Origin of the sequence: Singulisphaera acidiphila DSM 18658, assembly GCF_000242455.2 — a bacterium.
Taxonomy (GTDB): domain Bacteria; phylum Planctomycetota; class Planctomycetia; order Isosphaerales; family Isosphaeraceae; genus Singulisphaera; species Singulisphaera acidiphila.
This window is the reverse complement of record NC_019892.1, coordinates 5,546,100-5,561,466: the sequence shown is the minus strand read 5'-3', so window position 1 is coordinate 5,561,466 and position 15,367 is coordinate 5,546,100. Positions and strand designations below refer to the sequence as shown.

The 15,367-nt window shown below is 58.0% G+C and carries 4 protein-coding genes and 1 pseudogene; all 5 read left to right on the top strand.

The window, feature by feature from the left end:
- The first annotated feature begins 555 nt into the window (after positions 1-555).
- A complete protein-coding gene (locus SINAC_RS21955) occupies positions 556-8,019 on the top strand; it encodes an FG-GAP-like repeat-containing protein (protein ID WP_015247784.1) in 7,464 nt (2,487 codons plus the stop codon).
- A gap of 600 nt (positions 8,020-8,619) precedes the next feature.
- Positions 8,620-10,515: a WD40 repeat domain-containing protein gene (locus tag SINAC_RS21950; protein WP_015247782.1), complete on the top strand. Its 1,896-nt coding sequence runs from the start codon at positions 8,620-8,622 to the stop codon at positions 10,513-10,515.
- 1,791 nt (positions 10,516-12,306) lie between these two features.
- Positions 12,307-13,296, top strand: a pseudogene (locus SINAC_RS21930) (IS701 family transposase); the annotation flags it as partial.
- A gap of 342 nt (positions 13,297-13,638) precedes the next feature.
- Positions 13,639-14,136 (top strand): hypothetical protein, encoded by a 498-nt coding sequence (locus tag SINAC_RS21925; RefSeq protein WP_015247778.1) that lies wholly within the window; start codon positions 13,639-13,641, stop codon positions 14,134-14,136.
- Positions 14,137-14,346: 210 nt separating this feature from the next.
- Positions 14,347-14,823 (top strand): hypothetical protein, encoded by a 477-nt coding sequence (locus SINAC_RS21920; RefSeq protein WP_157579447.1) that lies wholly within the window; start codon positions 14,347-14,349, stop codon positions 14,821-14,823.
- The last annotated feature ends 544 nt before the right edge of the window (positions 14,824-15,367 follow it).

Genomic DNA, 15,367 nt, shown 5'->3' with positions numbered 1-15,367 from the left:
GTGCGAGATTGAAAGCGAGCAGAAGTAGACGTCGCGTACGACAATCTATCAACAGACACCAGAATTTAGGACAACGAGTTATTGCAGGAAATAGCCACCGAGAGGTGCGAAACGTAGTGATCATCATCAAGTGTATCCGAAAAGGTTTATTTTCACGGTCCCGCACCTTGCCACCGGGTGGCTTCCGCGTCCCTCTCGGAATTATTTTTCTAGGCGTTGTGAAATGTCATAAGTCCGGATGAATCATTCCTTTCGGGACTGCCAGAGATATCTTGTGCCCGTCTGATCGTTCTGTCCTGAAAACATTCTTCTTGATTTCTGTTCGCCTGATGGCTGAAGTGTCCTAGCATTCCGATCTGACGATAATTTCAGCCATCTTGATCTTAATTTCGTCTGCAAACACCCGACGACAAGTCCCCCCCCTCGGCGCTGGGTGTGCCGCTCGTTCCAAACTCGATCGCTCTACCGACGAAACCCTTGCCCCAATTCATCTGCATCGTGCTGCGCGATGCCGACGAAGTCATGCAAGGCGTTCACGTGGAAGGACCGCACCCCATGAGCCGCCGACAACGGAAGCCCCTCACTCCCCGATTCGAGTCGCTCGAGCCACGCCAGATGCTCAGCCACACCGGCTGGAAGTCGGGCGTCATCCCGATTTCGGCGGCCCAAGCTCACCTCCACCTGCGGGACGACGGCAGCGCCCGCCCCGACCTCGATGCGTTTGCGCAGCAACTCGTCAGCAATCGCCAGGTGGCCACGCGCCAGGGTCTCGGGGGCCTTGCCAAGGCCTTGAAGCAGCATTCAGCCTACGCAGCTCGCAACGGTTGGGGAGCATGCCTGGCAATGGTGCTCCAGCAGCATCCCACCTATGCGGCCCGGCACCACCTGACGGCACTCCTCACCCCGCCTGCCACGAGCCCAGCATCCAGACCAGGACCGGCCGTAATCACTCCCACCGTTAGCACGCCCCTGGCGACGACCCCGATCGCGAAGAATAACCCATCAGTGCAGACACCCTCCGTAAAATCTCCCGATTCCACTTCCATAAGCCCCGTGATTAATCCGCCGACGGTAACAGCGACAGTGCAAAATGTTAATGTAGGATCGACTCTCGATCTGACAATCCAGCCTGGAGGCTTATTCGGTCAAAACGTCACCTATACGATCACGCCCCAGCCGCTCCCCGACCATATGACCTTCAACCGCCAGACAGGCGAGCTGATCTTCTCTCCGGCTCCCGGCCAGGGGGGCGTCTCAACCTACACTGTCGCGGCCAGCGATGGCGTCCATAAGGCCGCCGTCAGGATACCGATCCAGGCCAACGAGGCCCAGCTTGAGACCACCGAGCTGTCGGGACACGTCGTCGACGAGACCGGCGCACCCCGAGCGGGGATCCCGGTAGCCATCGGTGACGCGAAATCCACGACCGATGCCAAGGGAAACTTCACCCTGACCGGCGTGCCCACGACCCCGGGGCCGATCAAGGTCGGCGACTCCAAGTCGAAGACGGATGACTGGCTCAATCTGACAGCGCCGGTGGAGCAGTTGCTGGGCCACCAGCCCTATGCCAACGCCAATAACGCGATCATCCAGCCCCTCATCCTACCCAAAATCGACTGGACCTCCACGGCGTCGTTCCGTCGCGCCAACTCGTCGAACGCGATGGACGTCACCAACCCCGCGATGCCCGGCTTCGACATCAGGGTGACCCCGGGCGACCAGGCCCAGGCTTCAGGCGAGCTGCAACTGGCCAACCTGTCGGCCAACTTGTCGGCGCAGCACATGCCGCCGGGCGTCAGCAGCGGGATGTTGCTCTACAAGTCGGTCGGGATCGACCTGACCAAGCCAGTGCAGTTGACGATGCCGAACACGCAGGGCTACGCCCCCGGCCTGGTCGTCAGCCTGCTGGGCATGAATATGAAGACGGGTGGACACGACGTCATCGGCCGGATGGTCGTCTCGGCCGACGGCGCGACGATGACATCGCTTGCCCCAGTCAGGCTCGCCTCTGCGCCGTCGGGGGCAATCCCAAACACCCTGAATTCCCTGGCGGAGAGGCTCGACTTCGGAAGCGGAGGTGGTGATGACAGCGGCGGGAGCGGGGGCAGCGGCGGGGGCGGCGGGGGCGGCGGGGGCGGCGTCCCGGGAGACGGATCCCGGTTCACCTTCACGGGATGCCTCCTGACCACGACCCTTGTGATCATTATCGAGATCACCTCTCCCTGCGACGGATGCGAGACGACCGGCAATGAGGCCGCGCCCGGGGTCGATATTCCCAACGGAGGCGGCATGCCGGACCTGGGAAGACCCCAGCTTGCGATGGCTTCGGACGCCGGACTCGTCACGGGCGATTTCTTCCAGGATCATCAGAGCGTTCTCTACCAGTCGCAAGGATACTCCCGGGGGATCGACCTTCAATACAGCTCGGGCCAGGCCCATCCCTATCCCGTCGTCCAGGCCCAGTTCACCACCCAGACGGCCGCCAACTCCGCCTCGATCAGCTCGATCACCGCCCAGATCACCCTCGGGGGCGTCCTCCAGGGATCGCCCGTCACCTACTACACCCCCGGCGGCCTGGCCGACAACACCACCTACACCCTCCCGCTCCAGGTCGACGCCTCAGCGCTCCCCACCGGCGTCTACCACTATTCGATGGTGATCACCGAGAACTTCGGCAGTTCCTCCCCCTCCTCAATCACATCGACCATCAAAGGGGACGTGAACATTGTCAACGCCGTCAGCAGTCCCTACGGCGCGGGTTGGAGCGTCGGCGGCCTCCAGCAGCTTTCCCAACTGACCACGGGAGGCTCGGTTCTGATCACCGCGGGGCAGCAGGGGACCGAGCGATTCGACACCCTCTACAATAACGGCCAGTCCTACCTCCAGGACCTGGCTCTGGCGACCAGCACCAGCGACTCGCAGATTCTCGCCAACGACGGCAGGGCCCACTTCACCTCCACCTCCAGCATAACCACGAGCAACGTCGTGGGGACCGTCGCCGGCACCTTCAACGGCGACGGCAAGCCCGACCAGGCCGTGCTTAATTCCTCCGAGCTGGCAATCCTCATCAATAACGGCCTGGGCGGGTTCTCCGCGGGCGCCACTTACTCGCTCCCCAGCGGGACAACCGGCAAAGCCCTCGCCGTCGGCAACTTCTCGGGGCATACCAATGGCGTCCTCGACCTGGCCGTCCTGCTCGTCCCCAGCTATGTCGCCGGCAATTACTCAGTCGCCGTCTACGTCGGCAACGGCGACGGCACCTTCGCTTCGCCCGTCGTGACCTCGGCGGGCAACGGCGTATCCTCCGGCACGACGCCCAACACGATGGTGGCCGTCGACGTCAACAACGACGGCCTGGACGACCTCGCCTTCACCACCGACAACGGCCTGGTCGACGTCATGCTCGCCACCGGCAGCGGCTCGCTGGGTTCCGCCTCGACCTTGCCCCTCCCCTCGACCGACACCGCCGTCGCCCTCGTCGCCGTCGACTACAACCACGACGGTAAGCAGGACCTGGTCGTCGAGATCAAAGATTCGGACATCACCGAGTACGGCAACCCCTTCATCGGCCTGGACGTGTTCACGGGCGACGGCACCGGGGGCTACACGTTCACCGCCTGGACGTTCGCCGACGGGCATGCGGCGCACGGCACCATCGGGATCGTCGCGGGCAAGTTCAACGGCGACGCCGACGGCCTCGAGATCGCCGTGCCCCTGGGGAACCAGAGCCTCGAGGCTTATGTCCAGGTCTTCCCCCTCACCGTGAGTGGAACCTGGGGGGCCGGGAAAATGATCAAAACCAACGGGAGCTATTTCGGCTCCGGCGGCAATATCGTGGCGGCCGACTTCAACGGCACCGGCAAGCCAGGCATCGCCCTGACCGACGGCTCCGGCGAGGTTCACCTGATCCTGCCCGACCCCGGCTCCAGCGGATTCCTGCCGACCTCCTCCTTCACCTCGACCTACGGCATGCTCGCCGCCGCCCCGTTCGCGCAGCACGCCGCCAGCCTCACGTACGCCGGCCCTCTGAGCGATCCGTCGACGCTGATCCACAACAGCAACGGTACCTGGACCCGCACCTACCCCAACGGCACGGTCTTCCAGTTCGACTCCGCAGGCCGCGAGACGTCGATGACCGACCGCAACGGCAACGCGACCACTTTCGGCTACGTGACCTCCGGGGCGGCGGCCGGCGCCTTGCAGACGATGACCGACCCCGTCGGCCTGGTCACCACGCTGACCTACGACACTTATGGTCATCTCCAGAAGATCACCGACCCAGCCGCTCGCGTGACGACGATTACGGTCGATTCCAACGCCAACCTGACCCAGATCGTCGACCCCGACGGCGCCACGTCCCAGTACGGCTACTCGACCCCCTCCAACCATCTGGTCACGACCGAAGTCAGTCCCAACGGCCATACGGCCACGGCCCATTACGACTCGTTCGGATTATTGTCGAGCGAGACTCTGTTCGACGGGACCTCGACGACCAGCGTGACCCCGGCCAAGAGCCGGGGCCTGACGGCCTACGGGGGGATCGGTACGCTTGCCACCGGCTTCAAAGGGTCCGTCACCGACCCCAACGGGCGGACGACAACGATCGGGTTCAGCTGGATGAGCCATCCCACCGGCACCTCCGACGCCACCGGCGCCTCAACCAGCACCAAGTATAGTAACCGGGGCTTCCCGGTGGCGCGGACGGACGCCCTGAACCGGACGACGACTTATACGTACGACGTCGACGGCAACGTGACCTCGATCACCCTGCCCGGCAACGTCCACAATTACTTTACAGGCGAGGATTCCGAGATCGAGACGATCACCTACGGGGTGAACAGCGTCCCGACGTCGATCACCGACTTCAATGGCAACACGACCACCTTCACCCTCGACTCCCACGGCAACGTCCTCCGCCGCACCGACCCCGACAGCCTGCATGAGGACTGGACGTACAACTCTGCGGGCCAGGTCCTCACCGACACCGACCGCAAGGGGCACACGACCACCTTTGCCTATGACTCACGCGGCCAGCTCACGACGATCACCTACCCGGGCACGGGCACGGGCACGGGCACGCCGCACGTCGTCTACGGCTACGACTCTGCGGGTGACATCACCTCGGTCACCGATGAATTGAGCCACACGACCACCATGACGTACGACCTGGCCGGTCGCGTCCTCTCGATGCAGAACCCGATCCAAGCCGGGGCCGGGAAGGCGACCTCGTATACCTACGACGCGGACGGCAACCTCCTGACGGTCACCGACGCGCTGGGGCACGTCACCTCGTTCGCGTACAACGCAAGAGACGAGCAAACGGGCATGACCGACGCGGTCAACCAGGGGACGAGCCACCACACGACGTACACCTACGACGCCTCCGGCAACCTCAAAACGATGACCGATCCCCTGGGCCATACGACGACCTTCGGCTACGACAACGCGAATCGTCTGACCAGCGCCACCGACCCCAACGGCAACACGACCACCTATTATTACGACCTCACCGGCGCTCTCGTGGCAGCGGCCACGCCGGGAGACGCGTATAACGGCACTCGTTCGACGAGCTACTTCCGTGACGTCGATGGCCGAGTCCAGGTTCTCCATCTACCCACAATCATGGACGAATACACGAACATTTACATTAGCGACTACACATTCGGTTACGATGCCAACGGAAACCGGACGACCGTCCTCGACCCCAACGGTCATACGACGACCAACGCCTACGACAGCTTGAACCGCCTGACCTCGGTCAAGGACCCACTGAGCCATGTGACGACCTACGGCTACGACGCCAACGGCAACCAGGCAACGGTCACCGACCCACTCGGCCACGTGACGAGCTTCGCCTACGACGACCGAAATCGCCTGGTTTCCCAGACCGCGCCCACCGGCGGCGGCACGACGACGTACAGCTACGACCTGGCCGGACGCTTGACGAGCCTCACCGACCCCGTCGGCAATGCGACAACCTACACCTACGACGCCGCGAATCGGATGGCCACCGAGACCAGCCCCACCGGCGGCGTGACCACCTACACCTACGACCTCGTCGGCAACCTCACCCAGAAGGTCGACCCTCTCGGCCGAATCATCCAGTACACCTACGATGCGGACAACCGGGAGACCACCGAGAAGTGGCTACCGATCGGTGGTGGATCGGCCTTCTACACGATGACGATCACCTACGACTCCGCAGGGCGGGCAACATCGATCGCCGACAACAACAGCCACTATGCCTACACCTACGACAATGCGGGGCGGCTCATCACCGTCGACGATCAGGGGACGACGGGTTTGCCCCAGGTAACCTTGACGTACGGCTATGACTACGATGGTGACCGAACGAGCATGACGGACAGCCTGGGAGGGGTGGTCAGCTATTCCTACGATCAGATGGGCCGACTCTACCGGGAAACGCAATCGGGCGGTCCGGGCATCTCGCCCGAGCGAGTCGACTTCGGCTACGATCTCAATAGCAACCTGACGAGCCTGACCCGCTATTCCGACCTGGCGGGGACGTCGACGGTTCTGGTGTCGGCCTATACCTATGACGCGGCGAACCGACTGACCGACTTGGTCCACGAAACGTCACTGTATGGCGGAACGGTGGTCTCGAAGTACGGCTATACGCTGGATGCAGTGAACCGATTGACTCAGGAAGTGAAAATCTGGACGACCACCGGCGGGACCACCAGCGACACGCTCAATTACTCGTATACGAACGACGGCCAGCTGAAGGGCATAACGCACTCAAACGGGTCCTTCTCAGGCGAGAGCTTTGGCTATGACTCCAATGGCAATCGCAACACGACCGGCTATACGACGGGCACGGGTAATCAGATAACATCGGATGGGACCTTCAACTACGCGTACGACGTCGAAGGAAATCTGACGAGCAAGACGGAGGTTTCCAGCGGAGATGAGACCTTGTACAAATGGGACTACCGTAATCGCCTTATCGAGGTTGATCAACTTGTGGGAGGGAGCATTGCAGTATTGGCAACTTACACATACGATGCGGCAGACCGTCGGATCGGCGTAACTGAGGGGGGGGCAACACGATGGACGCTGTTTGACGTTAATTCGCCAGTTTTGGACTTCGATTCTTTGGGGACTCAGACGGCTCGCTACCTCCATGGCCCGACAAACGGGACGGCGGTGGATCAGGTTCTGGCGAGGGATACGGCTGGTGGTGTCGCGTGGTATCTATCCGACCGACTGGGATCGATAGGCGATATCATTGACAATTCGGCCGGGCTGATCGACCACGTTGATTACAGCGCCTATGGCCAAGTCCTAAATGAGACTTGGCCGACCGCGGGTGATCGCTTTAAGTACGCGGGGATGGAATTTGACATGTCGACTGGGCTGAATCTTGCAAAATACCGCGTCGAGGATCCATTCACAGGTCGTTGGATAAGCCAAGATCCTCTAGGGTTTTATGCAGGCGACAGCAACACTTATCGATACTCAAGCAATAATAGCATCAACTTTTCTGACCCTTCTGGGCTGGCGCCTAAATTGCTCGACGATTACACCAAGGATCCCGTGGACCCCATACGGCCCTATCCCAATCCATACAAGCCCCGTCATCCAAAGGAACCTTCTCCTGGCGACGCGTTTTTGGACCAGAATGTGTTGGACAAGCTTTGCCAAGAAATGGAAAAAACAAAGAAAAAACGTGTTGAGCATGGCGGTACGATCGTATGGAGTCCAACCAACGGATTCGATTTCACAGACAATGGCGTCACCAAACGCGAGCACAACCACATTATGATACATGACCCAAAACGGCTTCAAGACGGAACAAAACTTCAGGGAAGCGATTACATAATTATCGCTTACGTACATATACACGTTGCATCAGACACCGTGTCGCCAGCCGATCAAAACTTCAGGAAAACGCGACTTAACAGGGCTCCATTCTACATGATTTCGCCGAATGGCACTATTAAAGACGTAAAAGATAAAAGCCGTATAGGCTCTATCTCTTGCGACAATGCCAATTGAATACAATAGCACCGCAATACCCAATCACAATATGATTGATGCACACATGCATTCAATCATTGATTTATTGCAATTTCCTGTGTTTGATTTCTGATCTTGGATTCCACCTGTCTGGAGACAAGAGCTTCAGCTGCCTTCGTTCAGGCCGCGCACATTGCAGAAGGTATTGTCGAAAGTCGACGGACCGGCAGAGAGTCTATTTTGCCGCCGCTCGGTGGTAGAAAACGTCGAGAAATTCAGTAGGTACACTCTCTGAATTCGGACTTTTTGCCGTCTTGCCAAAGATCAACAACACGCAATTAGCCATGACATCATGCTTGCGTTTCTGGCCGCACAAACACCATGAAAAACAATAACATGAATATTTTTTCAAATTTATTAATTTTAACACTATTTATAAACAATAGCGAGTCAGGGGCACGAGCGCAGGATCAGTGTAAGCCGCTGCTCAAGCCTAGTTCTAGGACTGTGGCGAGAGGTAATCACGTGGAGCTTGATTTGTGTTCAGAGCCCCCAGATGCTGTTCATGCAAACTCGGGAGAACGCAAAGACCTTTACGGCGATCCACTACCTCCAGGCGCAGTGGTCAGAGCAGGGACAGTGCGTGACCTCATCGGTTTGGGTTCTAGCGCGATAGCCTACTCACGCGACGGAAGCACGATCACGGCGACCTCGGCTTTCTGGGCCAATCCGCTCCGGCTCTGGGATACCAAATCGGGGCGAGTCCTTCGCTCACTCCCGCAACTCGCCAACCGCGAAGGCATGGCCGACATCGTTGCGTTTTCGCCCGATGGCGAGAGGCTGGCCACTGGTGATAGCCAAGGTAAAGTGCGGGTGGGTACGGCAGTGATGGGACACAGACTCTATGAAGTGGCCATTCCTCACGGTCCCATTCGATCACTAATGTTCTCGGATGACGGCAAGACCCTGGCGGTTGGAGACGAGGCGTCGACCGTCTGGTTCTGGGAGGTCGGGACGGGACGAAAACTCAGTCGATTGAACGTTGATGGTTTCTCCTGGCGAGTCGCGATGGCACACGACGGGACAACGTTGGCGATCGGAAGATGGGACGGATTGGTCGTACTCGTCGAGGTGGCCTCAGGGCGAGAGACGATCAGGCTTCGGGGGCACAGAGGCCCCGTCAACTGCGTAGCCTTCGCGCCTGACGGCCGGAGGCTCGCCTCTGCGGGGGATGACGGCACGCTGCGATATTGGGACCTGAGGCTGGGCCGCGAACTCCACCGTTTCCCGACATACCGGCTCCCTGACGGTCTGATCATTGAGGATCTCGTCAACCAGATCGCCTTCTCGCCCGATGGCAAACTCTTGGCGGCAGGCGACTCCCGCCAAAAACTCACCATCTGGGATCTAGAAACAGGTCACGCGTACCGCAGCTTCCCTGGATCTACATCTGGGGGCGGGTTTGCCTTTTCTCCCGATGGTAAACGACTTGCATCGGGGGGCGCATACTTCCGATTCTGGGACGTTGAACGCGGCCGCGAAATCCGCCGCTATCCACATAACGGCCGACTGAATTCGGTCGCGTTCTCTCCCAACGGGAAATCATTGGTCACCGGCGACAGCCGCTCGGCGGTACGCCTATGGAACGCAAGCCTTGGACAAGAAGTTCGCAGTTTCACCGGGCACGATGGACCGGTTTACGAAGTAGCCTTCTCGCCTGACGGCAGGCTCATCGGCTCTTCCGGCGAGGATGGTATTGTCCGCCTCTGGGACACCACAACGGGCCTTGAGGTCGTTCATCTCCAGCGACAGCCGAAGCGCCTCTACGCCCTGGCCTTCGCGCCAGATGGCAAAACACTAGGATCGGGGGGTGAACAGGGGATAGTCTGGCTCAATAACGTGGCGACGGGGCGCGGAGTCTGCCAATTCGAGGCGTCCCCGAAGAGCGGTGTTTCCAGTCTCGCTTTCTCACCCGATGGCAAACTTCTTGCCGTCGGAGGTGGCGAAGATGCACAGCTCTGGGACCCAGTACAAGGTGTCCAGATCCGTAAGTTGAAGCACCCTGGTGGTGTTGAGACAGTGGCATTCTCGCCTGACAGCAAAACCCTGGTCACAGGGGATATCAATGGGGCGTTACGGCTTTGGGACGTTGGGACGGGTCGGTTGACCATGCGGATTCCCGAACGGCCCCTCGCAGAAGATGGCAGGTCTGCAATCCGCTCCGTCGCGTTCTCGCCCGACGGCAAATCCTTGGCCACGGCTGGTGATGACGCAGTGGTTCGACTGTGGAATGCAGTCACCGGTGAACCATTCGGTCGATACCTGGGACACGAACACGGGATTAACTCCCTCGCCTTCTCGCCTGATGGTAGGCTCCTGGCGACCGCTAGCGAAGACTCGACCGTGCTCCTCTGGGATGTGACCATCCCGCAAGGAGGGGGACGTGAAGCCGAAGGATCGAACGTTGACGGGTCGGCAAAAGGTCCGAAATCAGAGAGGGCACCTACTGAATTTCTCGGGGTTTTCTACCACTGAGCGGTGCGAATATCGACTTTTTCCGGGCCGCCGAAGATTGGCAACAAAAACAATTAAATACAAAAATATTACTAATTATTTGTTATTCATGCCGCTCCCAAGGCACACCTTCAGGAGCATTGGAAATCGCCCCAAGAAGAGTACGCGATCTTATGGAACCGAAAACGCTCAATTGTCTGAGGCCTTCTAGGATGCGCAGATTTCCCCAGAGAAAATTCCATCTTTTAGACGCATTGCTCTTGGTCGCGGCGATGGCACCTGGTTCTCTCTGGGAGGTGGCAACCCGAACCGAGTTGGATCGACCGCCTCGGAAGGTTACTGGGACTTTTCTGGATCGTGACGATACCTTTCTCCTGGTTTTCTTTCCGAATCTAACTCTTTACCAAGCGAACCCCACATGCCTGGTCAGAAAAGTATTTCTGAAGTTGCCGCTATGGAGTTCGGACCTGACACCGATCGAGGAGATGTTTTCGAAGGTCAAAGGGGCAATGAGGACGGCGGCAGCCCGAACGACGGAGGCAGTCTATGCGGCGTTCGGTTCGGCCTTGCATGACGTGCCCCCCGAAATCATCGCCGAATGGTTCGAGGACCGTGCGGCGTATGCTATGTGACGGTGAGGCGATCTAAAGAATTCGGAGAATCTCGACGAGGAGCGAGACGAGAACAAGCTTATCAAACAATCATTTTTTTACAATCAAATCGACCGAGGAGTGCTTCCGCCGGATAAATCACAAGCCACTTTTGTCAGCAATGGGCCTTCAGATTGAGTGGTAATCTCAAAGATGCCTTTGAATTCCAGGACTGCCCTCCATGATCTTCTCAAACTCTGACCTACGTTCCGGCCACCAAGTGATGAGATTGGCTGGCCGGGTGATCGTGGTTTGCATTCTGTTTTGCTCAGCGGTGTTCCTTTGGAAAGACGGCATGAGACGTGGACCGGCACCGCTAAGCCAGAGCCAGTACTTACGACATGTTGTCGAGCCAATTACCATTGTCGAATCAATGTCGTTCGACGATGGCGGTAGTACAGGCCTACGTTTCAGAGATGCGAAATGAATTGATCGCGATGTCTGCATATAAAATACGCTTAATGGCTATATTAATGTTGTTATGGAAAACTACGCACCTCCAGATGAAGGATATCGGCGAGTACCGATTTCAGGAGTGGAAGAGCGAGCATTACTTGGACTTCTCGAACGGTGGTCCCGTCAAGATCCCGATGCTAGAGAACTTAATCGACGGACCGAGCTCTTTGATCACAAGAAAATCGACGGCGATGGCTTTTTGAAGGATCTTTCGGCCAGACAACACGCCAAAGTCGGCGCAACAGTGATGTTGCGACGGTTGCGTGCGAGAAATTGACGTTAGGAAGACGGGACCTCGTCATCCTTAGAACCAATTATGCAGGGCCAGCGTGCACAGCTGTACGGCTTGGGCAATCTGGCGAGACGGGATTCTAATTAGTATTTTCATATTTTTTCATTACAATAATCCTGCTACATTTCGGCGTGCGGAAGCCGACTCGGACCGATCCAGGGATGCCACCCTTGTCCTTACTTCTACTGTAACCGATCACTTTTCAGGCCGGTTGCGTTTTGTTATCCTGAATCATAGCAATGAGACAGAACCCTAACTAAGATCCTCTTATTTCACCTATAGATCACCCCAAAGCTCAAGCCCTCCTGAACGACGCGATCCTCACACCCGAGGCCGTTCAGGGCTGTTCGGACCGCCTTCCTCCAACGCGATCTCCCGAAATTCTATCGGGCCGAACATCGCGCCAACGCCGTCCGAGTCATTCGCAGACTCCTCAGTGGCCTGGAACGCAAAACCTGCGAACCGATCGCCATTCAGGCGGAACGGCCACGAAAGCCGATCCAGTTCTTCGTCGGCGCTGGCAAATGGGATGACGAATCCGCAACGATAGAACTGCATGAACATGTGCGTGAAAAATTCGCTGAACCGGACGGCGTGGTGGTCATCGATCCCCGTTCCTTTCCCAAGAAGGGAACCGAATCTTGCGGCGTCGGACGCCAGTGGTCGGGCCGGCAGGGAAAGCTCGACAACTGCCAGGTCGGCGTCTTCCTGGCTTACGCCCCCTGGGACCGCCGGCTCTACCTCCCCGAGGACTGGGCTGAGGACACCGCCCGGCGCGAGAAATGCCATGTCCCCCCCGAGATCAAGTTCCAGGAGAAGTGGCGGATCGCGCTGGACCTCCTGGATCGAACCTGGCCCGGCTTGCCCCATGGCTGGATCGTCGGCAATGACGAGTTGGGCCGGCCGGCGAACTTCCGAGCCGCGCTGCGGTGGCGAACCGAGCGTTACCTCCTGGACGTGCCCTGCAACACGACGGGGCGGGACCTCGAGCAGCGCCGTCCCAGGCGTCGTCACGCCGGGCGGGGCCGGCAGCGTGAGGTGCCGTTCCAGAGGGTCGACCATTGGGCCAAGAACCAGCCCGAATCGCGGTGGGAACGGATCACGGTCCGCGATGGCGAGAAGGGTCCGCTCGAGGTGAACGCGATGACGGTGCGGGTGCGTGCCAAGCAAGAAAACCGGATCGGGCCCGAGGAGCGGCTGGTGGTGATCCAGTCGGTCGGTGAGTCGCGGACCGACTACGCGTTGACCAACGCTGAGGCAAAGGTTCCCTTGGCCGAGATGGTCCGCGCCCAGCGTCAACGGCACCGGGTCGACAAGGTGTTCGAGACCGGCAACGGTGAGGCCGGTCTCGATCATTGCGAGGTGCGGAGCTGGATGGGCTGGATTCGCAATCCAATATTATAATTTGTAAATTTATTGTTTTTTACGCCTAAAACGACGGAGATTCGGGGGGGGAAACCCCGGCGATCACAGTATCCTAGACGCGTCAGGTGTTCACGCAATTGCTCCGCGAGCCGGCGCCGACGTACGAGCAAATCGCCGCGAAAGTGAGTCGTTACTGCGGTGTAACGAGGAATCATGAACCTAATTACTGGCATTCTCGAACACAGACACACCCCCCGAAACGTTCGCAAGTAGTTTCCAGACAAAGAGTTACGAGGCCCCCAAAACGGCCACAGTAGAACCAAGTGCTTGCTGATGCGATATTGGTCAAGATGTAGTAGCCAATTCACTCTACGAGCATCAATGGCGGTGGTCGTCGCCTTGGGCATTATCCTCGCCTGGGTACGAGCGCAGGGGTCGTTGAGTTATGCCCTGATAGTCGTCTCCTATTCGTTCGTCGCATGGGGATTCAGTTTCGCCATTGCGTTCACCATTGCTCGGGTCTTCGTTCCGGCCGTTCGCGGGCACAGGAGACGTGCTGGTGTATCAAGCCTGCTCGTCATCGGCCTCGTGGCCTCGCTGTATCTGGCTTGGGGGCACAATCTGGCCATGCATCAGTACTTGTTTGGCTTGAACCGTAGATTTCCTTACCCTGACCTGGCAATCAACACCCTTGAAAGATGGTTCAATGCCCGGCGACCCGTTCCTCCGGGAACCATGAAGCTACACGGAGAATACCCTGTAGTCGGTATTGTTTTAGGAATGCTTGTGATAGTCTTCACGAGTTTTTCAGGTTTCCTCCTGGGTGTGTTACTGACTCGGCAAGGAGGTCAGGAGCCGGTCGTGTCTGAAGACGACTAAACGGCTGGGAACATCAGCCATTCCTTGAGCGACCACACATGACCGGCAAGTCCGACCGCCATCGCGGGAGTCCGTCGTTGCCAGGCCCCGTCCCCGATGCGCCGCCGTAGCATCCGCACTGCCCAGCAGAAGTTATTGGCCTAGCGTGATATACTCTCCTGGATCAATGATCGTCTTACAGGCAGAATCCTTCAGAATCGGGCCAAGCGAATGCCTAACCTTCAATTTACGATCAGGCGAGCAATGGCTCTTGTTGCTTTGGTCGGATCTCTATGCAGCGCAGATATCGCCTTGAAAAAGAGAGGCTATATCTTAGTAGATTTTGAGCATATCATCATCATTAAAAACAACACACTAAATCATCCTCTGAAGATTATAGGAATTGAAAACGATGATATTACTTTTGAACATGATATAAAAATTAAATTTTTCGAGAACAATGGCAAGCTGAGCTCATGCGATCGCTTTCTCGAACTTCAGCCTGAATCTGATGCTATTGTCGCCGTTTATAAAAGCGAGAAGGGTCGGTCTTGTGGTATCAGGAGCCGCAAAAGGTTCCCTCTTGTCCGCATTCCAATTATTCCAAGAGCGATCGATGAAAATTATCGAATCTTAGTAGGCAGAGCATGGCTTGAGAATGAGCCACTTCGGCCATCGCAGAGGCAAATTGCTACGAAGAGCCCCTAACAAAAAATGACGAACCGGGGTGGTGTCGAATCACGTCAAAAGGGCGGGCAAACGGGACGGAGGGAATTTGCGGCTTCCACGGCTGGCTACAGGCCCGGAAGATCGGTCCCATTCCAAGCGACAGCACCGTTTCGCGGTCCCGTGCCTCGGAGAGACAAAAGGGACGGAGCGAATCTACAGCATCCGAAGCTACCCACATGGTGGCTGTCGGAGCTCAGGACGCGATCTATCACTCCCCCCACTGACGCAGGTGCGAACGGTTCGTGGCATAGACCAAAGCGAACCATACGCTCGACCTGATCCATAATCTCCTACGTCCCTTTTTCACTTAACCGAGAGCCGCACGCGTGAGTGGACCTTGAGGAACAGCTTGATCTGGCTTCGGCAGTTCGCCGTGATGTTCCCGTAGCGTCATCCCAACAATAACGAAAAATCCACAAAAAAAATATCACATAAAAACAAAAAAAATCAAACACACGCAAATACATCGAATTCGACATGTGCTGGCCGCGAGGGTTGCCGGATCTTTCGATGAAACTGAGTC